The organism is Aeromonas sp. MdU4, assembly GCF_041929505.1.
Lineage (GTDB): Bacteria > Pseudomonadota > Gammaproteobacteria > Enterobacterales > Aeromonadaceae > Aeromonas.
The window spans coordinates 21,108-45,320 of the sequence record NZ_JBHFMW010000028.1 but is presented as its reverse complement, the minus strand read 5'-3'; the positions used below and the strand labels follow the sequence as shown (position 1 = coordinate 45,320).

Here is a 24,213-nt window from a genome sequence, read left to right as displayed (position 1 = left end):
TGCATCCACATTTGATGCGATGGGGTAAGCATGATTGCTTCCAGCTCCCGTTTTGCCGAGTCGCTATTCTGGTATCTGCTGGTGCTCACCGGCTGCGCCATACTGCTGTTCGAGTTCGGCCCCGAGCGGGTGCTGGATATCAAGGCGTGGCCGCTCACCGTGGCCGTGCAGCAGCCAGCGGATGCTGCATCCGGGGTGGCTCGTTACCGCCCTTCGGTAGAGGGGCATCCGGGGGTGGAGTGTACTCTTGTCACCAGTCCAGCCAGTTATCCTGGTTGTGGTCTGATCCTCACCCTTACCTCCCGCGACCAGGGGATTAATCTGGCTCGTTTTGCGACCCTTCATATCCGGTTGAGCGTGACCGGGAGCGGCGAGCAGGATTGGCGTTTCTATCTGCGCAACTTCAATCCGGTATACGACCAGAGCGATGATCCCGTGCAGCCCAAGTTTAACGAGATCATCTTTCGACCAGCCGATTATGGCCAAGAGCATGAGGTGCCGCTGGATGTGTTTACGCCAGCGACCTGGTGGATTAAGCGCTACAAGGTACCGCTCCAGCGGCAGGGGCCCGATCTGCATCGGGTATATGCGATGGAGATTGTTGCCGGTTCAGAGATGTTGCCGGGCGTGCACAGGGTCGTGATCGAGGAGCTGCAGTTTCACGGCCCCTGGCTTGATCCCACCCTGTTCTACCGACTGATCCTGCTGGTCTGGTTTATCTATGGCAGTGGGGTCTTGCTGATCAACCATCTCGCCATGAAGCAGCGTTTGCAGCATGCCCATCAAGCCAAACTGGAGGTGGAGGCGCTCAACCGGAGCCTGAGCGAAGAGAGCCGCCGCTCGCGCGAGCTGGCTTGCTACGATCCCTTGACCGGCGCCCTCAATCGACTGGGTGGTGAACGGTTGCTGGCCGAGCTCGGTGAGCTGGCGTGCTCCTTCATCTATATCGATGTGGATCACTTCAAATTGATCAACGATACCCATGGCCATCCGGTCGGTGACGAAGTGCTCAAGCATCTGGTCAGCAAGATCCTGCTGCACTGCGATGCTCTCTGCCATCTGGTGCGTTGGGGCGGGGAGGAGTTTGTGCTGGTTTGTCTTCATTACGATGCGCTGCGAGCCTGTGCCCTGGCCGAACGGCTGCGCGCCGCTCTGGAGTCCTGCCCTCAATGGCCGCTTGCCTTGCGGGTGACGGCATCGTTCGGAGTGGCCGAACGGACGAATGAATCGTTGGATCAGGTACTCAAGCGTGCCGATGAGGCGCTCTATCAGGCCAAGACGCAGGGGCGCAATCGGGTGGCCTGCAATTAATCGCGGTGCATGAAAACATCGTGCCGCTGTCTATGAACCTCTTTTTCTATATGAGCAAGCTGATATGACACGACAATTCCTGGGGGCTCTGACCCTGCTGGTGGCCGATTATGACGAGGCCATCACCTTCTTTACTCAGGGCTTGGGTTTTGAGCTGCTGGAGGACACCGCGCTCGATGAGCCGGGCAAGCCGGGCAAACGCTGGGTGCGCGTTGCCCCCAAAGGTGCCCCCGGCTCAGCCCTGTTGCTGGCGCAAGCCGCGAATCCGCAGCAGCAGGCCGCCATCGGTCAGCAGGGGGGCGGACGGGTATTTCTGTTCCTCGAGACCGATGACTTCTGGGCTGATTACCAGCGGATGCAGGCGTACGGAGTCCATTTTTGTGAACAGCCTCGCGACGAACCCTACGGCATGGTCGTGGTGTTCGAGGATATCAGTGGCAACCGTTGGGACCTGCTGCAACGTGCTGCTGCCAACTGAATCTGAAAACGTTTATCATCCCGTAGCCGGTCATAGTCATAAAAGTGTCACAGAAAGTTCTAATAATTGGCGCACCCATCTTCATAGAGGAGAGAGAAGGGAATGGCTAAGCGAATTCTGGTGGTCGAGGACGAAGCACCGATCCGCGAAATGCTCTGTTTCGTGCTGGAACAGAAGGGATATGAGACGATTGAAGCGGAAGATTTTGCCGATGGACTGGCGAAGGTGCGCGAACCCTACCCGGAACTCATCGTGCTCGACTGGATGATGCCTGGTGGCAGCGGTATCCAGTTCATCAAGCAGCTCAAGCAGGATGAAGTGACCCGCCAGATCCCGGTGGTGATGCTGACCGCACGTGGTGAGGAGGAGGACAAGGTCCGTGGCCTCGAAGCGGGGGCAGACGACTATATCACCAAGCCGTTCTCGCCCAAGGAGCTCACCGCCCGTCTTCACGCGGTGATGCGCCGCGTCTCTCCGACCTCGGTGGACGAAGTGATCGAGGTGCAGGGTCTTAAACTGGATCCCGTCTCCCACCGGGTCAGCGCCGAAGAGAGGGCGCTCGACATGGGGCCAACCGAATTCAAGCTGCTCCACTTCTTCATGACCCATCCCGAGCGGGTCTACAGCCGCGAGCAGCTGCTCAACAATGTCTGGGGTACCAATGTGTACGTCGAGGACAGAACCGTGGATGTCCATATTCGCCGCCTGCGCAAGGCGATCGAAGAGACCGGGCATGACAGATTGATCCAGACGGTGCGTGGAGCCGGATACCGCTTCTCAACCCGTCTCTAGAGGCCGTTATGTTGCAACCTTATGCCTGGCGGCGACAACTGTGGCGGATGGCGTTTTTCTACGCGCCCTTCGCATTGGTCGGCTGGCTGATTGATCATCTTTCCCTCAGCCTGCTGGTGGCCGCTGTACTCCATCTGGGGTGGCACTATCGCTTCCAGAAACGGCTGTCTGACTGGTTGTGGCACGACCGCAGCCTGGTTCCTCCCAATGGCAAAGGCAGTTGGGAGCATATCTTCAACGGCATTTACAAGTTGCAGCAGCGTCACCGCGCGCGGCGCCGCGAGCTGGCAGGTCTTATCCGCCGTTTTCGGGAGGGGGCCGAGGCACTGCCCGATGCTGCCGTAGTGCTGCGCGATGATGGCAGCATCCTCTGGTGCAACCGACTGGCGGAGCAGTTGCTCGGTTTTCGCTGGCCGGAGGATGCCGGTCAGCATATTGGCAACCTCATTCGCAATCCCGCCTTTGCCGCCTATCTGGGAAAAGGGGTTTATGACGAGCCCCTTGAGCTGGCTTCACCGGTCAACGAAGAGCGGTTTCTCGAGTTCCGCATCATGCCCTATGCCGAAGATCAGGCGATGCTGGTGGTGCGGGACGTCACCCGCCTGCGCAGTCTCGAGAAGACCCGCAAGCACTTCGTCTCCAACGTCTCCCACGAGCTGCGCACCCCGCTGACCGTGCTCAAGGGCTATCTGGAGATGACTGAAGAGCCGCCCCCGCCCGCCATGTGGGCCAAGGCGCACAAGGTGATGATGGAGCAGACCATCCGGATGGATAATCTGGTCAATCAGTTGCTCACCCTGTCCCGTATCGAGGCGGCCCCCTCGGTGGATCTCTCCCATCTGGTGGACATGCCCGCCATGCTGGGGCTGCTGGAGCAGGAGGCGCGGGCACTCTCGGGCGAACGGGCCCACCAGATCGAGTTCGTGGTGCAGCCCAACCTCTTGGTGCGCGGCGATCAGGAGCAGTTGCGCAGCGCCGTCTCCAATCTGGTCTACAACGCAATCAATTACACCCCGGCTGGGCGCAAAATTAGCGTGGAGTGGCGCAAGCAGGGGGCGATGGCGCTGTTTGCCGTGAGCGATGAGGGGGAGGGGATCGCGCCTGAACATTTGGCCAGGCTGACCGAACGCTTCTATCGGGTTGACCGCGCCCGTTCTCGCCATACCGGCGGCTCCGGTCTTGGCCTTGCCATCGTCAAGCACGCCTTGAGTCATCACGACTGCCAGCTCGACATCGAGAGCCGGGTTGGCTTCGGCAGTCGCTTCAGCTTTCTCATCCCCGGCCGGATGGTAGTGATAAAATAGTCTTTTATGACAAGGCGTTAGATATACCGGCAGGGCTGCGTTGGCAGCCCTTTGCCATTTAAACAAAAGCGCCACCATGTCATTAAAGTGTCACATTAAATCCATAAATTTGTCACTGCCAGGTCAGATACTGGCGCCGTTTTAAGAACGGACCTTCTGTAACTTTGGAGAGATTGGATGAAACTCAACAAACTGGCTGGTGTAATCGGATTCACCGCAGCAACCCTGTTTTCTGCCAGCACCCTGGCCTATGGTGTCGATAAAAACCTGCCGGAATACACCCCGACCAGCGGCATCTCGGGCAACCTGTCCTCTGTCGGCTCGGATACCCTGGCCAACATGATGACCCTGTGGGCTGAAGAATTTAAGCGCATGTATCCCAACGTCAACGTGCAGATCCAGGCTGCCGGCTCCTCTACCGCGCCGACCGCTCTGACCGAGGGTGTTGCCCAGTTTGGCCCGATGAGCCGCGCCATGAAGGCCGGTGAAGAGGAAGCATTCGAGAAGCGTTACGGTTACAAGCCGACTGCCATCCGCGTAGCGGTCGATGCGCTGGCCGTGTTCGTCAACAAGGACAACCCCATCAAGGGGCTGACCATGCCGCAGATCGACGCCATCTTCTCCAGCACCCTCAAGTGCGGCGAAGCCAAGGCGGCCACCAAGTGGTCTGATCTGGGTCTGGATGGCAACTGGTCCAGCAAGGATCTGCAACTGTTCGGTCGCAACTCGGTATCCGGTACCTACGGTTACTTCAAGGAGCACGCCCTGTGTAACGGCGACTTCAAGAGCGGCGTGAACGAACAACCGGGTTCTGCCTCCGTGGTGCAGTCTGTCTCTGCCTCCCTGAACGGTATCGGCTACTCCGGCATCGGTTATGTCACTTCCGGCGTACGCGCCGTCCCGCTCTCCAAGGATGGCAAGACCTTTATCGAAGCGAATGCTGACAACGCCATCACCGGCAAGTATCCGCTCTCCCGCTTCCTCTACGTTTACGTTAACAAGCATCCGAACAAGCCGCTTTCTCCAATGGAGCAGGAGTTTGTCAAAATGATGCTCTCCAAGGCGGGTCAGGGCATCGTAGCCAAAGATGGTTATGTGCCGGTACCGGCCAAGGTCGCACAGGCCGACCTCAAAAAGCTCGGCATCATGTAACTGCCCGCTGCCAAGATGTGATGAACAACGAGCCCGCTACGGGCTCGTTTTGTTTTGAGTGATATCTGTGTTGTTAATGGTTGCCCCGGGATCTTTTTCGACGTACCGGAGGATGGCTCCCTTGCGTCGCGGGGCGGCATTTCCGAGAATAGGGCATTGTTATGGCAAAGGATCCTTTCATGATTGCGTCCCTCACCAAGTTTGGCCTGGTAGCCCTCTGCAGTTCCCTGCTGGTCGCCTGCGCCCAGTCGCCAACTGGTCGTAGCCAGATGTTGCTCTACTCTCCCCAGCAGATGAACCAGCTGGGCGCCGACTCCTTTGAGCAGATGAAGCAGCAGGAGAAGGTGAGCAAGGATGCCAAACTCAATGCCTATGTCTCCTGTGTTGCCAAGGCGGTGACCGCTCAGGTGCCTGCCAGTTATGGCATTACCAGTTGGGAAGTGGTGGTGTTTGACTCCCGCCAGGTCAACGCCTTTGCCCTGCCTGGCGGCAAGATCGGGGTCTATAGCGGCCTGCTCAAGGTGGCCAAGAATCAGGATCAACTGGCGACCGTCATCGGCCACGAGTTGACCCATGTGCTGGCCCAGCACTCCAACGAGCGGCTCTCCCGCAGTCAGCTGGCCGGTATTGGTCTGGCGGCGGCAGATATCGCCATGGGGGGGAGTGAGTATAGTGGCGCCACCATGGCTGCGCTCGGACTGGGGGTAGAGGTGGGCATCATGCTGCCTTATGGCCGTACTCAGGAGAGTGAAGCGGATCGGCTGGGGCTGGAGCTGATGGCCCGTGCCGGGTTCAATCCGGCTGAGGCTGTTCCGCTGTGGCAGAACATGAGTGCCGCCGCCGGTGGCAACACGCCACCACAGCTGCTCTCCACCCACCCGAGTAACGAGAACCGGATCGCCGAGTTGCAGGCACAACAGGCTCAAGTGTTGCCGCTCTACGAGCAGGCGCGAGCCAACGGTCTGGTGCCCCAATGCAAGGCATAAGCTTGCGCATGGCGCGTAGCGAAGATGCTGCCGCCATGACGGTGGTGCAGCGGGCCAGCTGGCTCGCTGCCTATGGTCAGGTGCTCGGTGCCGATATGCTTGAGCAGCTGGATGTCAGCGCTCACCTGCAGATCTGGCAGCGTCGTCTGGCGGAGCCCGGCCCAAGGCCCATGCTGCTCTGCCTCGATGAAGTGGTAATTGGCCTGCTTTACTGGCAATCACAGCAGGAAGAGGGGCAGAACTGCGCCCTGATCCGCGCCTTTTACCTCCATCCCGATCACTGGCGGCAAGGCTATGGCAAACGGCTGTGGCAGGCGGTGGCGATGCAGATGCGTCGCGCTGGTTGTGGCCGCGTCAAATTGTGGCTGCTCGACGGTAATCACATTGGCGAGGGGTTCTACCTGCGTCGCGGCTTCGTTTTCGATGGTCAGGAGCGCGTCCTGACCAGCCTTGGTCAGCCCTGCCTGCAGCGACAAATGAGTCGTTTGCTCTGATTTCTCTCCCGTTTTTCGCCCCCGGTCACTTTATTTTTTTTGCGAATTAATACAATGTCCCCCCTGAACAGAGTTGGATGAACACGGGCTGACAAGGGAGTGCGGGCATGTATTACGGCTTTGATATCGGTGGAACCAAGATTGCCTTTGCGGTGTATGACGGTGCGTTGAACCTCTGCCACGAAGAGCGAATGAGCACACCTGGCAACGATTACGCAGGGCTGCAGCAGTTGATCCGTAGTCGGGTCGAACAGGCGGATGCCCGCTTCGGTGCCAGAGGCTCGGTCGGCATCGGTTTCCCCGGTGTCATCAACAGCCACGACCACAGCATAGTGGCGGCCAATCTTCCCGCCATCAATGGTCGCCATCTGGATGCCGATTTGGCGGAGCTGCTGGAGCGGCCGGTCAAGGTCGATAACGATGCCAACTGTTTCCTCTGGTCCGAAGTACATCAGGGGGCGGCCGACGGCGCAGGCAGTGCGCTCGGCGTCACTATCGGCACCGGTATCGGCGGCGCCGTCTATCTGGGGGGTAAGCTTATCCAGGGGCGTAACTGGCTGGCTGGCGAGATTGGTCACTACCCCCTGCCTGCTACCATGCTGATGAAGTACCCCGATCTGCCCCGTCCTCGCTGCGGCTGTGGCCGTCTGGTCTGTTTTGAAACCTATGCATCCGGCACCGGTCTGGAGCGTCTCTATCACCACTTCCATGGCCAGCGCGCCACGGGTCACCAGATTGTGGGGCGCTTCGAGGCCCATGAGCCCCATGCGGTCGAGACCGTCGACTGCTGGTTGGAGATTATGGCCGCCGGACTTGCCACTGCCATTTCGGTGGTTGATCCCGAGGTGGTGGTGTTGGGCGGGGGGCTCAGCGGCCTGCCCGCACTTTATGAACAGTTGCCGCTGCGTCTGCCCGGTCATTTGCTGCCCGGTGTGGCGTTGCCCGAGATCCGCCAGGCCCGCTTCGGTGGTGCCGGTGGGGTGCGCGGCGCCGCCTTGCTTAATTTATGAGATCAGATGTGGGGTCTGATCTCCCCGATTAAAGGAGTCCTCATGACCCGTCTTGAAATCTGTATCGACAATCTGGAATCCCTCTTTACCGCCCAGCAATCTGGCGCGAATCGCATCGAGCTCTGCTCTGCACTGGGACTGGGGGGGCTTACGCCTTCCTATGGTTTTATGCAACTGGCTGCCCGTCACGCCACCGTGCCGGTGTACGCCATGATCCGTCCTCGCGCCGGGGATTTTTGTTTCAACGACGGCGAGTTCGAGATGATGCTCTTGGATATCGCGGCCGCTCGCGCTGCGGGCCTGCAAGGGGTGGTGGTTGGTCTGCTTGATGAGGAGGGGCGGGTGCCTGCCGCCAAACTCAAACAGCTGGTAGATGCAGCAGGCCCGCTGGGGGTCACCTTCCATCGCGCCATCGACCTCTCCTCTGACTGGCGACTGGATCTGGAGACCATAGTCGCCGCCGGTTGCGAACGCATTCTGAGTTCAGGACACGCGGCGACAGCACTGGCAGGATTGGAAACCCTGCAGGAGATGCATCAGGTATTGGCAGGCCGCGCCAGCCTGATGCCTGGGGCTGGGGTCAATGCCGATAACGTGCGCACCATTATCGAATTTACCGGGGTGAGCGAAGTGCATATGTCCGGTATGGGCTGGCGTGGCGGCATGGTGCCCCATGGTGTCAACATGGGCACGTCAGACGATGGTCGGGTCAATATCACCGACGGTGCCAAGGTTGCAGCAGTCAGATCGCTGCTCGACAAGGCGTGAGGAAAGCCGGATGGTGCTTCTCTAGGCTCGCGGTCGTCAGAGCCTTGCGGGATCGCGGTTAAGCAGAGCGCCGCCGTTGGGCGGCGTTCATCCGCTTCTTGTGTGAAGTTCCTCCCACTGACGGGGAAATCAGGGGTACCCCCGGCAGCACCTCGGACAAAAGTCTGATATTATCCCGCCTCTTTACTACATGGATCTGGAGCAACGTCTCAATGTCTCAATACGACTCTATCGAACAGAAGGCCAGCTATGGCATCGGCCGCAACATGGGTGATCAGCTGGCGCAGCAAGCTTTCGCCGGTCTGGATATCCCGGCCCTGCAGCAAGGTCTGGCAGATGCCCTGAATGGTCTGGAGTTCGCGGTCAGCCGTGACGATATCAATGATGCCTTCCAGGTGATCACTGCGCGCATGCAGGAAGAGCAGGAAGCCGTTGCCAAGGCTGCCGCTGCTGATGGCGAAGCCTTCCTGGCTGACAATGCCAAGCGTGCTGAAGTGAACGTGACCGATTCCGGTCTGCAATACGAAGTGATGGTTGAAGGTAACGGTGCAGTACCGGTAGCCGGTCAGTCCGTACGTGTACACTACCACGGTACCTTCACTCACGGTGGCGTGTTCGACAGCTCCGTCGCTCGCGGCCAGCCGGCCGAGTTCCCGGTGACCGGCGTGATCGCTGGCTGGGTTGAAGCGCTGCAACTGATGCCGGTTGGCTCCAAGTGGAAGCTCTACATTCCGCACGATCTGGCTTACGGTGCTCGTGGTGCTGGTTCCATCCCGCCCTACTCTGCACTGGTATTTGAAGTCGAGCTGCTGGACATCCTGTGATCCTGCTTGCTTGATACTGACGGCGACCCTCGGGTCGCCGTTTGTTTTTGGCGCCCTTGTGATAGACAGCATTTGTCGCGGCCAGCGTGCGGCGGGGGAGTAAATGGCAACACTTTTGTCTCCTTGGCTGGTTTTTTCAAAAACGGGCGCTGGCATACTGCGACTGATTCGACAGGATAAGGAGAACCCGATGAGCAAGAAGATGAAGAAGGTAGCGGGGCTGGCCCTGTTGTTGCTGAGTATTCCGGCCAGTGCCGACGCCATGCGTTGCAAGAACGCGCTCATTACCGAGGGCGACAGTACCGCCGAGATGCTGCTCAAGTGCGGTGAGCCCATGTTGCGGGAAGAGATTACCCGTAACGAGGAGAATCAGTACGGCAACGTGGTCGAGGTCAAATATGGCGAACGCTGGACCTACAATTTCGGCAAGAACGAGTTCATGCGCTTTGTCACTGTGCGCAACGGCAAGGTGATTGACATAGAAAATGGCCCGCGTGGTGAGTAGCCAGCGGGCGAAAGGCATGGATGCACAACAGACAGCAGGGCACGTCCCTTGACTCACATCTCCGGCAAGGGGTCGCGGTGACCAAGTTGGCTGACCGCCAGATTGATCTGGCGAGCAAGCCTCAGCCGCTGGTGGCAGGTCAGGCCATGGAGGGCGATCCTGCCAGCGTTGAATTCAAATGTCCCCAATGTATCGATGGCAAAAGAACCTCGATGAAAGCTCTTGATGTAGCGAGCGATCTGGCGTGGGGATAACTGCTTGAACACCTTCATCACAACAAACCCTGATTGAACCGGACGGGGGATATGATGGGACTCGTATATGACATGCTGATGACGGTTCTGCGCGTACCTCATTAATCCGGCCACGATCACGTACGGCAACGCGATCATGAAAAAGTTGTGCGGTGCAAAGGGTTAGCCCCGATATACTGCGAGCACTTTGACTGGATGAGCAAAAGGGCCTGCGCGTGGAATGGGTTGATGTAGTGGATGCGGATAACCGGGTGATTGGCGTGGCCGAGCGGGCCAAGGTGAGGCGCGAGAATCTCTGCCATCGGGCCAGCTACATTCTGGTGCTTGACGAGGCGAACCGCATCCTGGTGCAGCGGCGCACCCTCAGCAAGGATTTCTGCCCCGGCATGCTGGATGCCTGCGCCGGTGGCGTAGTCACTACCGGGGAGGCGATGGAGCCCTCTGCCCGGCGTGAACTGGCCGAGGAGCTGGGGATCCGCGATGTGCCACTCGATGCATTCGGTGAATTCTATGCTGAAGGCGAGGGGTATCGGGTCTGGGGCGGTCTTTTCAGTTGTCGTTATCAGGGGCCGCTGCAGTTACAGGCAGAAGAGGTGAGCGAGGTGCAGTGGATGACTCTGGCCGAGATTGCCGAGCGAGCCTCCGAATTTACCCCCGACTCTCTGCTCGCCATCGCCACCTGGCAGGCGCGGCGTTAAGAGTGCAGTCACAAAAAACGGGCAGCCTGTGGGCTGCCCGTTTTTGTTTCGTGGCTCTTTTTTTCGTGTCTCTTTTTTCGTATCTATAGGAGCGTGAGCTGGTGGTTGGTGCGCCCGCAACGGCTGGCTCTGGTCAGCCAGTAGCCCTGCCAGTCGGTGGCCAGACGCAGCAGCGGATACTCCAGATCGAGCCTTGTCACCACCAGTTGTCCCGGCTCTTCCCCCGCTACCGGCTTACCGCTGGCCGGGTCGATGATCTCGACGATACAGCTCTCGTTGACGATAAAGCCCTGACCGGGTCGACTCTCGTAGGCCACCACCCCGACATCCTGCCACAGCAGACAGTTGAAGGCGGCAATGCCGTGGATCGCTTCAAGCGGCGCCGTCTCGGGGTGGGTCACCTCACACAGTAGCGCGTGGCGCAGGCATTCAGTGGGGGTCTCGGCCAGCTCGGCGGCTTCCAGCAGATCGAGCAGAGTGACCAGCGGGCCGACGAAACCGGTGGGTTGATAGCGACGCAACGCTTCGAGCTGGCGCTGGGTGTCGTGGGGACCGCAGGGCACCACGGGGCAGCCGAGTTGGCGCGCCCCGTTATCGAAGATGAAGGCGGTAGGGCCTGCGTGATAGTCGTGGCAGTTGAGCAGCACCTCTCCCGCCTTGAATCCGGCAGCAAAGAGCGCCCGTGCGGCACCCCACCAGTCGGCACCGGCATATTCGGGGATGGCCAACTGCCCGGGGCAGGAGAAGACCCGCAGCGCCTGACTGGATGGCCGACCGGTAAGACCGGCAAAGGGGGGATAGGCTTGCTGGGCGGCAAAGAGATCCGTGCTGTCGAGCAGCGGCAGGGAGGCGAGTTGCTCCAGATCGTCGAGACGGCAGTGGCGATAGGCGCTGGAGTAGCCGGAGCAATACTGGCTGACATGGGCGAGTTGATGATTGAGCTGATCCAGCTGTTGCTGTGCGCGCAGGGCGGGAGGACGAATTTCCAGCCCGTCGTAATGGTTATGCATGAAGGCCTCCTGAGTCGGCTGATCCTGCTCAAGATTAGTTCAATTGGCCCCGGTAGAGAGGGGCCTGTGTCACATGGTGGGGGTGAGGTAGACTGAGGCTCTTTTCAGCTACGTATTTCCACTTACTTATTCCCACTTACTTAAGGACGAGCACGATGATTGCGATGGGTCAGCCTTTGCCTGCAGGCGAATTTACCTTCATCACTCCAGAGGGAAAGCAGCAGCGAGATACGCTAAGCCTGTTTGGCAGCAAGCGAGTGGTGCTGTTTGCGGTGCCCGGTGCCTTTACCCCCACCTGTTCCAATGCCCATTTGCCGGGTTACGTGGTGCTGGCCGACCAGTTCATGGCCAAAGGGATCGATGCTATCTGTTGTCTGTCGGTCAACGACGTCTTCGTGATGAAGGCGTGGCAGGATGCCCAGAACGCTGGGGCCATCACCATGCTGGCCGATGGCGATGGCAGCTGGACCCGGGCGCTGGGTCTTGCCAAAGAGACCGGCGCCTTTGGCGGCGTGCGTGCCCAGCGTTTTGCCCTCATCGCCAATGACGGGGTGGTGGAGCAGCTTTTTGTGGAGCAGCCCGGCAAGTTCGAGATCTCCGATGCGGCGAGTGTGCTAAGCAGATTGTAGAGATTAATCATTGTTTGATTTCCCCTTGAATTGACAGGCGGCGCCGTTACACTGGGCGCCACTTTCCGATGGCGCCAGCAGCGTTTGCTGGCGCTCCTGTTTACTGGCGATGGGATAGAGACCTTATGACCCTGGCTTTTGTTGCCCTGATTGCCGGACTGGCGCTGCTGGTCTGGAGTGCTGACAAGTTTGTGGACGGGGCGGCGGCGACCGCCCGTTATGCGGGGATGCCGCCGCTGCTGATCGGCATGGTGATCATCGGCTTTGGCACTTCGGCTCCCGAGATGGTGGTGTCGGCGCTGGCCGCCTCTCAGGGTAATCCCGGCTTGGCCCTTGGCAATGCCTATGGCTCCAACATCACCAATATCGCGCTGATCCTGGGTCTGACGGCACTTATCAGCCCCATCGCAGTCGCCTCTCAGGTGGTGCGCAAAGAGATCCCCATTCTGCTCGGTATTACCCTGCTCTCTGGTGCCTTGCTGCTTGATGGTCATCTGGACCGGACGGATGCCGCCATTCTCGGGGTCGTTTTCGTTGGCCTGATGGGTTGGTCCATCTGGGCTGGCATGAATGGCAAAGGGGATGCGCTGGATGTAGAGACCGAAGAGGATATCGCAAGCGAGGGGATGTCCCTCAAAAGCGCCATCTTCTGGCTGGTCATTGGGCTGGTGCTGCTGATCGGCGCCTCCCGCCTGCTGGTGTGGGGAGCTGTCACCATCGCCCAGACGCTGGGAATCAGCGATCTGGTGATTGGTCTCACCATCGTCGCCATCGGCACCTCGCTGCCGGAGTTGGCCTCATCGCTGATCGCCATTCGCAAAAACGAGCATGATCTGGCCCTCGGCAACGTGCTGGGCTCCAACCTCTTCAACACCCTGGCGGTGGTGGGTATTGCGGCGGGCATTCATCCGCTCGATGTGGCGCCGGAAGTGCTCACCCGTGACTGGAGCATCATGATGGGGCTCACCTTGCTGCTGCTGGTGATGTGTCTGGGTCGCAAGGGGCAGGGGCGGATCAACCGGCTGGAGGGGGGCGTATTGCTCACCTGCTTCGTCGCCTACACCGGCTGGCTACTGGGTAGTCAATTCGTCTAGCCATAATCAGGCAAGATGAAACGAAAGAGGGGAAGCCATGGCTTCCCCTCTTTGCATTTTGTTGACGGCGCTTAAGCGACGGCCACCAGCTTCTGCCCCTTCTGGCTGCTGTCGAGCACCAGAATGTTTGCTTTGGGGAAGAAGTTAAAAGTGGAGGCTGAGGCCCAGGTGTAGGCACCCATGACGCGACCCACCACCAGCTCGCCAAGCTCGAGATCCGGCAGCATGATGCCCTCGCGGATCACATCCACGCTGTCGCAGGTTGGGCCGGAGAGCACCGAATTGTGCAGCTCGCCGCTGGCATAGGGCGTACTCACCGGATAGGTGACGTGGTCGTAGAGCTGGCCGTTGTAGCTGCCATAGAGGCCGTCATCCAGGTAGTACCAGATCTTGTCGCCGCGGTGGGCCTTGCCCATTACGCTGGAGACCGAGGTCATGGCTGGCGCGCTGATAAAGCGGCCCGGTTCGGCAATCTTCTGCACGGTGGCCGGCAGCTTGGCCAGCGCCTCGCGGATCGGCGCGCAGAAGCCGTCGATGTCGAACTCGCCACCCTCATAATCGACCGGGAAGCCGCCGCCGATATCCAGCACCCAGGGCTTGAGCCCGAGCGCCCAGGCCTGCTCCATGATCTCGCGGCAGGCGTCGATGGCCTGTACATGGCGACGGGCGTGAGGCACCTGCGAGCCGACGTGGAACGACAGCCCCATCACCTTGATCCCCTTGGCGTGGGCCAGCTGCAGCAGCGGTAGCGCCTGCTCGGGGGTACAGCCGAACTTCTTGGAGAGGTCGACCTTGGTCTCGGGGTTGGGGAAGCTGACCCGCAGCAGCAGTTTCACTTCGTCCTTGTAGGGGATGAACTTGTCGAGCTCCAGCGGGTTGTCGTAAACAAACACGGTGCAGCCGTACTCCAGTGCATAGCGGATATCGCTGTCGCGCTTGATGGGGTGAGTATGAATGCAACGTCCCGGGCGAACTCCCTGACTGCGCACCAGATCCACTTCGCCATTGGTGGCCAGATCAAAACAGGCCCCCTCTTCTTGCAGAACAGAGACCACCGCCTCATGGGGCAGGGGTTTGAGTGCATAGTGCAATCGTACATCGGGCAGGGCGGCGGCCAGCGCCCGATACTGTTTGCGGACAGCTGCCTTGTCGAGCAGCAACAGGGGGGAGCCGAATTGTTCAACCAACTGGCGGTAATCTTGTGCGACAAGGGTCTCGTTCATTCTCTTTTGGTCATCCTTAGGGGGCGTGATATGCCCAAGCCATATGCGATTGAACCGGCGACGGCCGGGTCAGGCGAGTGGTCCGGTGGGACCAACCGAACACAATGCATAAATTGATGGCAAAGTGCTTGGTTATGCGTCGGATTATCTGCTTATTGACTCTGTGTGCAAGCTATTTGATTGGATATGTTGGCAAGATTTTCTGGCCGAAACGAGTGAGAGCATTGTTATCAATTCAGCCACTTTCCTTATCGAACCGTTTCGCTGCCGATCGAGCTTAACCTGTTGATAGTTAACTAACATTTAACATGTTGGCGAGGGTTTGAGCGCAGGACAAAAAAGTGCGGCAGCGGGGTTTCAAGTGCGAGACAGCTCACATTTTTTGGATTAACATGCCCGCTTCCTAATCCAAACTAGTTCGGATGAAGGTAGCAGGAGAGCGATGGTTAACCATCCACCGAAGAAGTGAATCTTTCAGGTACCGGGCAACCGGTGTGGACTGCTACTGGACGATACTCTGGAGAGACCCGTTTAATCGGGCGCCGAAGGAGCAAGGCACCATGATTGCATCGCAATCTGGCGCCGGAAACTCTCAGGCAAAAGGACAGAGGGGATGGGATGGTTGTACCTGAGCTTGGAACTGTTCACGATCTGTAACGAGAGGTCGTCAGCAAGGTAAAGTGCAGCGCAGGAACCAGAGTGTATGTGAATACATGAGCCTCTTGGTCCGACATAAGCGAGCAGCACATGCGCCTTGATCACGTCCTCGTAGTAAGAGCGTAAACAAGTTCTTGGCCCGCATCCGATCGCCTCTGGCCGATCGCGACACCTATGGGAAGATCATCCTTCTCCTCCTTAATTTTTGTTTCTTAAGGAGGATGCATGTCATCAATTCAATCGGCGTTAACCGCCATCGATAGCTTTATCTGGGGGCCACCCCTGCTGATCCTGCTGGTCGGGACCGGTATCTACCTCACTTTGCGTCTGGGTCTGCTTCAGGTCGTGCGCTTGCCGCTCGCTCTGCGACTGGTCTTTGGGCGCGATCAGGGCCATGGCAAGCAGGGGGATGTCTCCAGCTTCGGCGCCCTCTGTACTGCGCTTTCTGCCACTATCGGCACCGGCAACATCGTCGGCGTCGCCACTGCGATCAAGCTGGGGGGCCCGGGTGCCCTGTTCTGGATGTGGATGGCGGCGCTGTTCGGCATGGCTACCAAGTACGCCGAGTGCCTGCTGGCGGTCAAATATCGCGAGCAGGATGCCAACGGCCAGATGGCTGGCGGCCCCATGTACTATCTGGAGAAGGGGCTCGGATCCAAGCCGCTCGCCAAACTGTTTGCCCTGTTCGGCATCGGCGTCGCCTTCTTCGGCATCGGCACCTTCCCGCAGGTCAACGCCATCTCCGACGCCATGAGCCTCTCCTTCTCGGTACCCCGTGAAGCGACTGCCGTGGTGCTGACTCTGATCGTGGCGCTGGTGACCCTGGGGGGCATCCAGTCCATCTCCAGCGTGTCGAGCAAGGTGGTGCCTTTCATGGCCATCTTCTACATCGTTGCCTGTCTGGGCGTGCTGGTGAACAATGCCAGTGCCCTGCCGGAGGCGATCGCTCTGGTGATCGATAGTGCCTTCACCGGCCATGCAGCGACCGGTGGCTTCGTCGGTGCCGGTATCATGCTGGCCATTCAGTCCGGGGTGGCACGCGGGGTCTTCTCCAACGAGTCGGGACTGGGCTCGGCCCCCATTGCGGCAGCGGCAGCCAAGACCGACTCCTGCGTAGAGCAGGGGCTGGTCTCCATGACCGGTACCTTCATCGACACCATCATCATCTGTACCATGACTGGTCTGACTTTGGTGGTGACCGGAGTGTGGAGTGGTGATGCGAGCGGCGCAGCCATGACCAGTCTGGCCTTTGCCCAGGGGCTTGATGCCCATGTCGGCCAGTATCTGGTGAGCATTGGCCTGTTGTTCTTCGCCTTTACCACCATCCTTGGCTGGAACTACTACGGCGAGCGCTGCACCGAGTACCTGTTCGGGGTGAAGGCGATCAAGCCCTACCGCATTGTCTATCTGGTGTTGGTGGCGAGCGGTGCCTTCCTCCATCTGGATATGATTTGGCTGCTGGCCGATATCGTCAACGGCTTGATGGCGGTGCCCAACCTCATCGGTCTCATCGGCCTGCGCCACGTGGTGATCGCCGAGACCCGCGCCTACTTCGGCCGCGAACAGGATGGTGAAGCGGAGCCGGAACCGCAGACTGCCTGATCCCGCAACAATCTATTTAAACGGAAAAAGCCACGACCCGGGTCGTGGCTTTTTTATTGCGCTCTGTTCGTCGAGCGATCAGAGAGGCTGTTTGCTGCGCTTGGGCAGCAGCAGGTTCATCAGGATGGCGGTGAGGCCGCCGGTGGCGACACCGTAGGAGAGCACGCTTCTGGCCAGCTCCGGCAGGTGCTGCAGCACTTCCGGCACCTGCGCCACCCCGAGGCCCATGGCTAGCGACACCGCCAGGATCATCAGGGCGCGGCGATCCAGCTCCTCGCGGGAGATGATGCGCACCCCGGCCGCGGCGATAGTACCGAACATCACGATAGTGGCGCCGCCCAGCACCGGCTCGGGGATCTGCTGTACCAGACTGGCGACCGCCGGGAACAGGCCGAGCAGGGCCAGCATGGCGGCGATAAAGAGGCCGACATGACGGCTGGCGACGCCGGTCAGCTGAATAACGCCGTTGTTCTGGGCAAAGGTGGACATGGGGAAGGTGGAGAACACCGCCGCCAGCATGGAGTTGGCGCCATCGGCCAGCACGCCACCCTTGATCCGCTCCATATAGACAGGCCCTTCCAGCGGCTCGCCGGAGATGTCGGAGGTGGCGGTCATATCGCCGATGGCCTCGAGCGCCGTCACCACGAAGATGATGGCGAGCGGCACGAACAGCTGCCAGTCAAAGCCGAGCCCGTAGTGGAGCGGAATGGGCACCATCAGCAGCGGACCGTCGAAGGTAGGGGCGTTGACCTTGCCCAGTAGCAGCGCCACGGCATAGCCCGCCAGCATGGCGATCATGATGGCGGAGAGGCGCAGCCAGGGACTGCGGCTGCGCTGCAGCAGCACGATGAGGCCGAGCACCAGCAGGGAGAGGAACAGGTTGGTGTGGCTGGCGAAGCTGCCGTCCGCCAGCGCGCCGTAGCCACCACCCATGCTGATGAGGCCCACCTTGATCAGGGTCAGGCCGATCAGCAGCACGACGATGCCGGTCACCAGCGGGGTGATGATCCGTTTGACCAGATGGAGGAAGCGGCTCATCACCACGATAGTGAGGGCGGCAGCCAGCATGGTGCCGAACAGGGTGCCCAGCAGGTCCTCGGTGGGCATGGCTGCCTGCTTGAGGGCGAGGCCGGAGGCGATGATGGGGCCGAGGAAGTTGAAGCTGGTGCCCTGCACTGAGAGCAGGCCGGAACCGATGGGGCCGAAGCGGCGGGTTTGAATGAAGGAGGCGATGCCGGACATGACCAGCGACATGGAGACGATATAACGAGTGTCGGCGGCAGGGAGGCCGAGGGCGTTGGCAATGATGAGAGGGGGGGTAATGATGGCGACAAACATGGCGAGCATATGCTGCAGGGCGGCGAACAGGGTCTGGGGCAGGGGCGGGACATCGTCTATGCCATAGACCAGTTCGCTATGAGCTCGCCTGGGGGGATGGGCCTCTCGGGTTGCGCGTACGGCAGCAGCCTGTTCCATAAGTACCTCGAATGTGTGGGGGAGGGGGGAGAAAATTGGCCGCTATTTTAGTGATTGAAATGGCGCTGACCAGCGTTAATCAGGAGAAAAAAGGTTTATTTTTTGATGGGTTGAAACGTTTGCGCGGCGCGATTATCATCTGTCGGTTTGTGTGATATTCATCACGGTTTATTTTCCCCTAATTCCCCCCCAACTCGGTGTAGAATGAAACCTTTGTGGTTGTGGGGAGATCCCGGTGCTGAAATTGGCGGAGTTCTGGAGTGCCAAGGTTCACTCCGAAGACTTTACTCGTACCCGTATGGGTTTTATGACGGTGCGTTTACGTCTGCTGACCTGTCTGCTGATGCTGGGCCTGCCCGCCTGGGCCGTAGTGGATTGGGCCACTTTGCCTTCCATTCATTTCGAGCAACTGTTTCAGGTCAGGATCTTCTGTACCCTGGCGCTTTCGCCGATCATTCCGCTCTCGTACCTTATTCACTTCAAACGGGAGCGGATGAAGCTGGCGCTGGGCTATTTGATGGCTGTGATGATGCTCTTCTCCCTCTTCTGTCTGCACAGTTTTGGCGCCGAGCAGGAGTTGCAAGCGGGCTACGTTGCTTTTCCCTATCTGCTGATCTCCCTGTTTGCCATCTTTCCCATCCCACTCTCTCTCGGTTTGCAACTGGCTGGCGTGGTGTTGACGACCATGCTGCTGGGTCACTGGTTGCTGGTGGGGCAGAGCCTCTGGAGTCAGGCCACCCTGAATCAGGTTTGGGTGCTCGGGATGTTCACTATGGCCAGTTGCTGGGTGCAGTGTGGCCAGCTCAACATGCTGCTGCGGCTCTATCGGGAATCGACCACCGATGAGCTGACCGGCATGATGAATCGTCGGTTGCTGATGAAGCAATTGGAACAGGCCAGAGAGAAGCTGCAGGCCAAAAAGAGGCCGTTTGCGGTAATGCTGCTGGATCTCGATCGTTTCAAACGGATCAATGATATCTACGGTCATCTGGCGGGGGATGCCGTGCTCAAGGAGGTGGCTACGACACTGGGTGAGCAGCTGGAGCCTGACATGGTGCTGGGGCGTTATGGGGGCGAAGAGTTTGCCATCCTGATGCACAACTGCAGTGACCCGGTGCTGGCGTGCAAAATGGCCGAGCGGCTGCGGATTGCGGTCGAGGCGCGGCTGGTCAAGAGCCCCACATCCGATGAACTGCTTGAGGTGACGGTGAGTATCGGGATTGCTATGGCGCGTGCCGACGACAGCATTGATCTCCTCATCAACCGTGCTGACGAGTGTCTCTATCAGGCCAAGATGGCGGGGCGCAACTGCGTGGTGGTCGAGCACCGGCAGAACGAAAAAACAGATGCCGCCTGAGGGCGGCATCGTGCGGGCTGTGTGCTGGCGAGATTAGCTCAGCTTGTATTTGCCGGAGAGCTGCTGGGCCAGCAGCTTGAACATATTGAACACCGCCATGGTCTTGCCGGTCGGGGTGCCATCTTCAGCCAGGAAGAACTCCCCCTTGAACACCAGAATATCCCCCCGCTGCTCCACCGAATCGGCGCGCATACCGTGGATGAAATCTTCGTGGCTCTTGATGATCTTGTTGGCCATCTCAAGCAGGGCAGTCTCGGTGATCAGCTCTTTCTGTGGTTGCATGCTCGTCTCCTTAAACGACTACTGGGCAGGGGCATTGAGCCATTGCATGTGGCGGCGCCCTGCCTCTGATTGAAGAGGCGGCTAGCATACTGCAAACGGGGTTTTTCTGTCATTGATATGACCCCGATTTGTGGTGGTTTATCCCATCACCAGATTCTTCAACCAGCGGCGCTGGCGAATGCGACGCTGCACCAGCAGTACCTTGGAGAGCTCTTCCAGCAGCACTACGGCAACCACCCAGGAGAGGGGCCAGCCGAGCAGGCTGACTGCCACCCAGGCGAGCGGGATGCCGATGCACCACATACCGACGATGTCGATGAAGATGGTGTAGTTCACATCGCCGCCAGAGCGGAGTACCCCGATGATCCCCACCATGTTGAACACCTTGAGCAGCATCCCCAGACACATGATGCCGAGTACCTGTCCCGCCTCTGCCATCAACTCGGCAGGCAGGTTGCCGACCCACTGCAACAGATTGGTTTGCAACAGCCAGACGGTGAGCCCCACCAACAGGGCGCCAATGGGAGCGAGCAGCAGAAAGAGCTGGGAGTGCTGCCAGGCGATATCGTACTCCTCGGCGCCGAGTCGATGGCCAAGCAGGGTGGAGCAGGCCACCGCCAGCCCGAAGAAGAGCGAGATGAGGATGCTCTCCAGCGTCCCGAGGGTGGTCATGATGGCCAGCGAATCCGTGCCCAGATGGGCGTAGAGAAAGCCGTAGATCAGCATGCCGAACGCCCAGAGCCCGTCATGGAACAGCAGCGGCAGGGCGATCAGGGTAAAGCGCACCACCTCCTTGCGCTTGAAGGCGGCCAGCCAGTCATTTTTTCGCGGGATCAGGCGCGCCTCGTAGCGTCTCACGTAGAGCAGCAGCAGGGTGGTTTGCAGCAAGCGCGAAATGGTGGTGCCCCAGGCCGAGCCAGCCACCCCCATCGCCTCGAAGCCAAAATGGCCGAAGATGAGGGTGTAGTTGAGGATGACGTTGGCAATGATGGCGATGATGCCGATCCGGGTGGGGGCGGCCGCATTGCCGACTGAGCGCAGGGCTGACTCCAGCGGTACCACAATAGCAGTGCAGAGGATGGTGGCGCCGGTGATCATCAAGAACTGATCCGCCAGTGCTCGCAGTGCCGGCTCCTGGCTGGCAAAACCCAGCACGCTGCCCGGTGATAACACATAGATGAAGGCAAAGGGCAGGGTGACCAGCAGGGCGCCTACCAGCGCCAGCGCCAGTGAGCGGCGTACGCCAGCCATTTCGCCACGCCCGAAGTATTGCGCTGCCAATACCGAGACCCCGCCTGCGAGGCCTGCTATTACCAGCAAATTGAAAAAAAATACCCGGTTACCCAAGCCGACCGCTGCCACAGCTGTGGTGCCAAGCTGGCTCACCATCATGATATCGATGAGGCCGAGCAGGGAGAACATCATGGATTGCAGCGAAACCGGCAGAGCCAGCCGCCACAATCGGGTCATGAACTCGCGATCGGTGGTTTGTTTTAAAATCGCTTGCCAATAATTCATAGTTGTTAACCGGGCATGAGAAAAGCAAGGTTCGTCAGGGGTATGATAGGTGCTTGTCGGGTAGTGGCCACTGTGTGCAGCTCTCGATTTTCTTGTGCAAAACTATCCTGTTGAGGTGTTATGCCATTTATCAGAGAGTGTCTGGAGATAGCGCCAGCCTGTGAAGAACGGATGCTGGGACGTGAAGGTCTGCCCCTGCTCGGCGAGGCGGGCATCTTCCTGACCGGCCTCTCGATGATCCGTGATCACTACCTGATCCGGCGCAACTCTCCCGAGTTTCACATTCTGATGGTGAGCCACGACGGGGGCGGTGCGCTGCTCACCGATGCGGGGGAGCAGCCCATTCCCGCTGGCTCGCTCATTTTTCTGCCTGCCGCCGTGCCCGGTGGCCTCAAGCTGATTGGCGAGAGCTGGCAGATCAGCTGGATCCTGCTTGATGACGTGCCGCGCTGGCAGCACCTGCATCGCCTCGGTCACCGTATCTGGCAAGGGGATGGCGGCGATCAGCTCTACCATCTGCTTAGTTTGATGCTGGGGGAGGGCACTCGCTCTTCGTTGCAACCCCAACTGCTCAGCCTGTTGTTGGCGCTACTGGAGCGAACGCTGCAAGGGGAGGTGCGTGGCACCCCGGAGCTCAGGTTACAGGCACTGTTTCGCCGGGTGGAGGCGCGGCTCGACGAGCCCTGGAGCGTGGCTCTGCTGGCCGAACAGATGGCCTGTTCGGTTCCACATTTGCATCGCCTCTGCCAGCAGATGTTTGGCATGGGGCCGATGGCGCGGGTGACCGAGCTCAGAATGAACAAGGCACGCCAGCTGCTGCTCTACACCAACTGGCCGCTCAGCGAGCTGGCGGCTCGGGTGGGTTACAGCGATGGGGCCAACTTTGCCAACCGCTTTCGTCGTCTGACGGGTCAGACCCCGGGATCATTTCGTCGCCTGGGTCGCAAACCTTTTGCAACGGATATGCAAACTCTTTGAAATTAATGACACAAGCCCATAGGATCGGCGGGTTCCTGCGTCTAGCTAACCGTTTAGGTACCAAGATCCATGTTTGAAGATAATAACCAGAAACGTCCCCTCTACATTCCCTACGCTGGCCCCGCCCTGCTGGAGACGCCGCTGCTCAACAAAGGTAGCGCCTTCACCAGTGAAGAGCGCAGCAACTTCAACCTCGAAGGGCTGTTGCCCCAGAATATCGAGACCATTGAAGAGCAGGCCGAGCGCGCCTATCGCCAGTTCATGGCGTTCGGCAACGACATGGACAAGCACATCTATCTGCGCAACATCCAGGATACCAACGAGACGCTGTTTTATCGTCTGCTGCACAACCACCTGACTGAGATGTTGCCCATTATTTACACCCCGACCGTCGGCAAGGCGTGCGAGGAGTTCTCCAACATCTATCGCCGCGCCCGTGGCCTGTTCATTTCCTATCCGGACAAGGAGAGGATCGATGACATGCTGCAAAACGCCACCAAGCAGAACGTCAAGGTGATCGTGGTCACCGACGGAGAGCGGATCCTGGGTCTGGGTGACCAGGGAATCGGCGGCATGGGTATTCCCATCGGCAAGCTCTCCCTCTACACCGCCTGTGGCGGTATCTCGCCCGCTTACTGCCTGCCGGTAGTGCTGGATGTGGGCACCAACAACCAGCAACTGCTGAACGACCCCTTCTATATGGGCTGGCGCAATCCGCGTATCTCCGGCGAAGAGTATGCGGAGTTTGTCGATGCCTTCATTCAGGCGGTCAAGCGCCGCTGGCCCGACATCCTGCTGCAGTTCGAGGATTTCGCCCAGAACAATGCCATGCCGCTGCTCAATCGTTACAAGAACGAGCTCTGCTGCTTCAACGACGATATTCAGGGTACCGCCGCCGTGACCCTGGGCAGCCTGATTGCCGCCTGCAAAGCCTCCGGCGCCAAGCTCTCCGAGAAGCGGGTCGCTTTCCTCGGTGCGGGCAGCGCCGGTTGCGGCATTGCCGAGCAGATCGTGGCGCAGATGAAGGCCGAGGGGCTGACCGATGCGCAGGCTCGTGGTCGGGTCTTTATGGTGGATCGTTTCGGTCTTATCACCGACAAGATCCCCAACCAGCTCGACTTCCAGCGCCGTCTCTCCCAACCGGTGGAGCGCATCGCCGACTGGCCGGTGGGGGACAATATCTCCCTGCTGGAGGTGATGGAGCACGGTCGACCGGATATCCTGATCGGAGTCTCCGGCCAGCCGGGGCTGTTTACCGAGGAGGTGGTCAAGACCATGCACAAGCACTGTGCCCGTCCCATCATCTTCCCGCTCTCCAACCCCACTTCCCGGGTCGAGGCGACACCGGCAGATCTTATTCGCTGGACCGACGGTCAGGCGCTGGTGGCAACCGGCAGTCCGTTTGCACCGGTGGAGTACAAGGGCAAGCGTTACGTCATCGCCCAGTGCAACAACTCCTTCATCTTCCCGGGGATCGGCCTTGGTGTTATCGCCTCCGGTGCCACTCGGGTGACCGATGCCATGCTGATGTCGGCCAGCCGCGCGTTGGCGGAGTGCTCGCCGCTGGTGAAAGGGGAGGAGGGCTCTCTGCTGCCGGATCTGGCGGATATCCATCAGGTCTCCCGCTACATCGCCAAGATGGTGGCCAAGACCGCCATGCTGCAGGGCAAGGCGGTGCAGACCCCGGACGAGGTGATTGAGCAGGCGATCGAAGCCAACTTCTGGCACCCGGAGTATCGCCGCTACCGCCGTACCTCCTTCTGATACAGATCAGCGCTAAATAGCCGTAAAAACAAAGGGATGCCATGGCA

At 59.4% G+C, this 24,213-nt stretch carries 24 protein-coding genes and 1 riboswitch; of the genes, 18 read left to right on the top strand and 6 right to left on the bottom strand.

Features of this window, described 5'->3' with window-relative positions; genetic code table 11:
- Positions 1–30 precede the first annotated feature (30 nt).
- The 11 genes from ACE1BR_RS16955 (at position 31) to ACE1BR_RS16905 (ending at position 9,624) form a co-directional block, all read left to right on the top strand.
- Complete coding sequence (locus ACE1BR_RS16955) at positions 31–1,311, top strand: GGDEF domain-containing protein (RefSeq protein WP_374872320.1); 1,281 nt, start codon at positions 31–33, stop codon at positions 1,309–1,311.
- Positions 1,312–1,375: 64 nt separating this feature from the next.
- A complete protein-coding gene (locus tag ACE1BR_RS16950; protein WP_374872318.1) occupies positions 1,376–1,789 on the top strand; it encodes a VOC family protein in 414 nt (137 codons plus the stop codon).
- Between the two features lie 102 nt (positions 1,790–1,891).
- Positions 1,892–2,581 (top strand): phosphate regulon transcriptional regulator PhoB, encoded by a 690-nt coding sequence (phoB, locus tag ACE1BR_RS16945; protein WP_033115756.1) that lies wholly within the window; start codon positions 1,892–1,894, stop codon positions 2,579–2,581.
- Between the two features lie 8 nt (positions 2,582–2,589).
- Entirely contained in the window at positions 2,590–3,885 is a 1,296-nt protein-coding gene (phoR, locus tag ACE1BR_RS16940; protein WP_374872316.1) for a phosphate regulon sensor histidine kinase PhoR, read from the top strand.
- 177 nt (positions 3,886–4,062) lie between these two features.
- Positions 4,063–5,037: a PstS family phosphate ABC transporter substrate-binding protein gene (locus ACE1BR_RS16935; protein WP_374872314.1), complete on the top strand. Its 975-nt coding sequence runs from the start codon at positions 4,063–4,065 to the stop codon at positions 5,035–5,037.
- 179 nt (positions 5,038–5,216) lie between these two features.
- Entirely contained in the window at positions 5,217–6,023 is an 807-nt protein-coding gene (locus ACE1BR_RS16930) for a M48 family metallopeptidase (protein WP_374872312.1), read from the top strand.
- Entirely contained in the window at positions 6,011–6,517 is a 507-nt protein-coding gene (locus tag ACE1BR_RS16925) for a GNAT family N-acetyltransferase (protein WP_374872310.1), read from the top strand. Before ACE1BR_RS16930 ends, ACE1BR_RS16925 begins: the two co-directional genes overlap by 13 nt.
- 107 nt (positions 6,518–6,624) lie before the next feature.
- Positions 6,625–7,527, top strand: a complete 903-nt coding sequence (locus ACE1BR_RS16920; RefSeq protein WP_374872308.1) for an ROK family protein — start codon at positions 6,625–6,627, stop codon at positions 7,525–7,527.
- A gap of 42 nt (positions 7,528–7,569) precedes the next feature.
- Positions 7,570–8,295, top strand: a complete 726-nt coding sequence (locus ACE1BR_RS16915; RefSeq protein ID WP_374872306.1) for a copper homeostasis protein CutC — start codon at positions 7,570–7,572, stop codon at positions 8,293–8,295.
- Positions 8,296–8,507: 212 nt separating this feature from the next.
- Complete coding sequence (locus ACE1BR_RS16910; protein ID WP_374872304.1) at positions 8,508–9,119, top strand: FKBP-type peptidyl-prolyl cis-trans isomerase; 612 nt, start codon at positions 8,508–8,510, stop codon at positions 9,117–9,119.
- Between the two features lie 190 nt (positions 9,120–9,309).
- Positions 9,310–9,624, top strand: coding sequence for a DUF2845 domain-containing protein (locus ACE1BR_RS16905; protein WP_374872302.1), 315 nt, complete (start codon positions 9,310–9,312; stop codon positions 9,622–9,624).
- 53 nt (positions 9,625–9,677) lie between these two features.
- Here ACE1BR_RS16905 and ACE1BR_RS16900 read toward each other — a convergent pair whose 3' ends face one another.
- The gene (locus tag ACE1BR_RS16900) at positions 9,678–9,896 is read right to left on the bottom strand and encodes a DUF1107 family protein (RefSeq protein ID WP_374872300.1); all 219 of its coding nucleotides are present in this window, start codon (positions 9,894–9,896) and stop codon (positions 9,678–9,680) included.
- A 197-nt stretch (positions 9,897–10,093) separates the two neighbouring features.
- Here ACE1BR_RS16900 and yfcD point away from each other — a divergent pair, with 197 nt between their 5' ends.
- Positions 10,094–10,576 (top strand): NUDIX hydrolase YfcD, encoded by a 483-nt coding sequence (yfcD, locus tag ACE1BR_RS16895; protein ID WP_374872298.1) that lies wholly within the window; start codon positions 10,094–10,096, stop codon positions 10,574–10,576.
- Between the two features lie 83 nt (positions 10,577–10,659).
- On the opposite strand, the gene ACE1BR_RS16890 is transcribed toward yfcD, so the two are convergent.
- Complete coding sequence (locus ACE1BR_RS16890) at positions 10,660–11,586, bottom strand: phenylacetate--CoA ligase family protein (protein ID WP_374872296.1); 927 nt, start codon at positions 11,584–11,586, stop codon at positions 10,660–10,662.
- A 155-nt stretch (positions 11,587–11,741) separates the two neighbouring features.
- Between ACE1BR_RS16890 and ACE1BR_RS16885 the strand changes: the two genes are divergently transcribed.
- Positions 11,742–12,215, top strand: coding sequence for a peroxiredoxin (locus ACE1BR_RS16885; protein ID WP_374872294.1), 474 nt, complete (start codon positions 11,742–11,744; stop codon positions 12,213–12,215).
- Between the two features lie 125 nt (positions 12,216–12,340).
- On the top strand, positions 12,341–13,309 hold the full coding sequence (locus tag ACE1BR_RS16880) for a calcium/sodium antiporter (RefSeq protein ID WP_374872292.1): 969 nt from the start codon (positions 12,341–12,343) through the stop codon (positions 13,307–13,309).
- A 71-nt stretch (positions 13,310–13,380) separates the two neighbouring features.
- On the opposite strand, the gene ACE1BR_RS16875 is transcribed toward ACE1BR_RS16880, so the two are convergent.
- A complete protein-coding gene (locus ACE1BR_RS16875; protein ID WP_374872290.1) occupies positions 13,381–14,532 on the bottom strand; it encodes a type III PLP-dependent enzyme in 1,152 nt (383 codons plus the stop codon).
- A 507-nt stretch (positions 14,533–15,039) separates the two neighbouring features.
- Positions 15,040–15,150, top strand: a riboswitch (glycine riboswitch).
- A gap of 264 nt (positions 15,151–15,414) precedes the next feature.
- Here ACE1BR_RS16875 and ACE1BR_RS16870 point away from each other — a divergent pair.
- Positions 15,415–16,791, top strand: a complete 1,377-nt coding sequence (locus ACE1BR_RS16870) for an alanine/glycine:cation symporter family protein (RefSeq protein ID WP_374872288.1) — start codon at positions 15,415–15,417, stop codon at positions 16,789–16,791.
- Positions 16,792–16,869: 78 nt separating this feature from the next.
- On the opposite strand, the gene ACE1BR_RS16865 is transcribed toward ACE1BR_RS16870, so the two are convergent.
- Positions 16,870–18,267 (bottom strand): nucleobase:cation symporter-2 family protein, encoded by a 1,398-nt coding sequence (locus ACE1BR_RS16865; RefSeq protein WP_374872286.1) that lies wholly within the window; start codon positions 18,265–18,267, stop codon positions 16,870–16,872.
- A gap of 235 nt (positions 18,268–18,502) precedes the next feature.
- On the opposite strand from ACE1BR_RS16865, the gene ACE1BR_RS16860 reads away from it, so the two are divergent.
- Complete coding sequence (locus ACE1BR_RS16860) at positions 18,503–19,624, top strand: GGDEF domain-containing protein (RefSeq protein WP_374872284.1); 1,122 nt, start codon at positions 18,503–18,505, stop codon at positions 19,622–19,624.
- 33 nt (positions 19,625–19,657) lie between these two features.
- Here the strand turns inward: ACE1BR_RS16860 and ACE1BR_RS16855 are convergent, their stop codons facing one another.
- Together ACE1BR_RS16855 and ACE1BR_RS16850 are read right to left on the bottom strand one after the other, a co-directional pair.
- Positions 19,658–19,906 (bottom strand): DUF2498 family protein, encoded by a 249-nt coding sequence (locus tag ACE1BR_RS16855; RefSeq protein WP_374872282.1) that lies wholly within the window; start codon positions 19,904–19,906, stop codon positions 19,658–19,660.
- A 138-nt stretch (positions 19,907–20,044) separates the two neighbouring features.
- Positions 20,045–21,424, bottom strand: a complete 1,380-nt coding sequence (locus ACE1BR_RS16850) for an MATE family efflux transporter (RefSeq protein ID WP_374872280.1) — start codon at positions 21,422–21,424, stop codon at positions 20,045–20,047.
- A gap of 120 nt (positions 21,425–21,544) precedes the next feature.
- Here ACE1BR_RS16850 and ACE1BR_RS16845 point away from each other — a divergent pair, with 120 nt between their 5' ends.
- Positions 21,545–22,402, top strand: a complete 858-nt coding sequence (locus ACE1BR_RS16845) for a helix-turn-helix transcriptional regulator (protein ID WP_374872278.1) — start codon at positions 21,545–21,547, stop codon at positions 22,400–22,402.
- Between the two features lie 69 nt (positions 22,403–22,471).
- Positions 22,472–24,166: an NAD-dependent malic enzyme gene (locus ACE1BR_RS16840; RefSeq protein WP_374872276.1), complete on the top strand. Its 1,695-nt coding sequence runs from the start codon at positions 22,472–22,474 to the stop codon at positions 24,164–24,166.
- Positions 24,167–24,213: the final 47 nt, after the last annotated feature.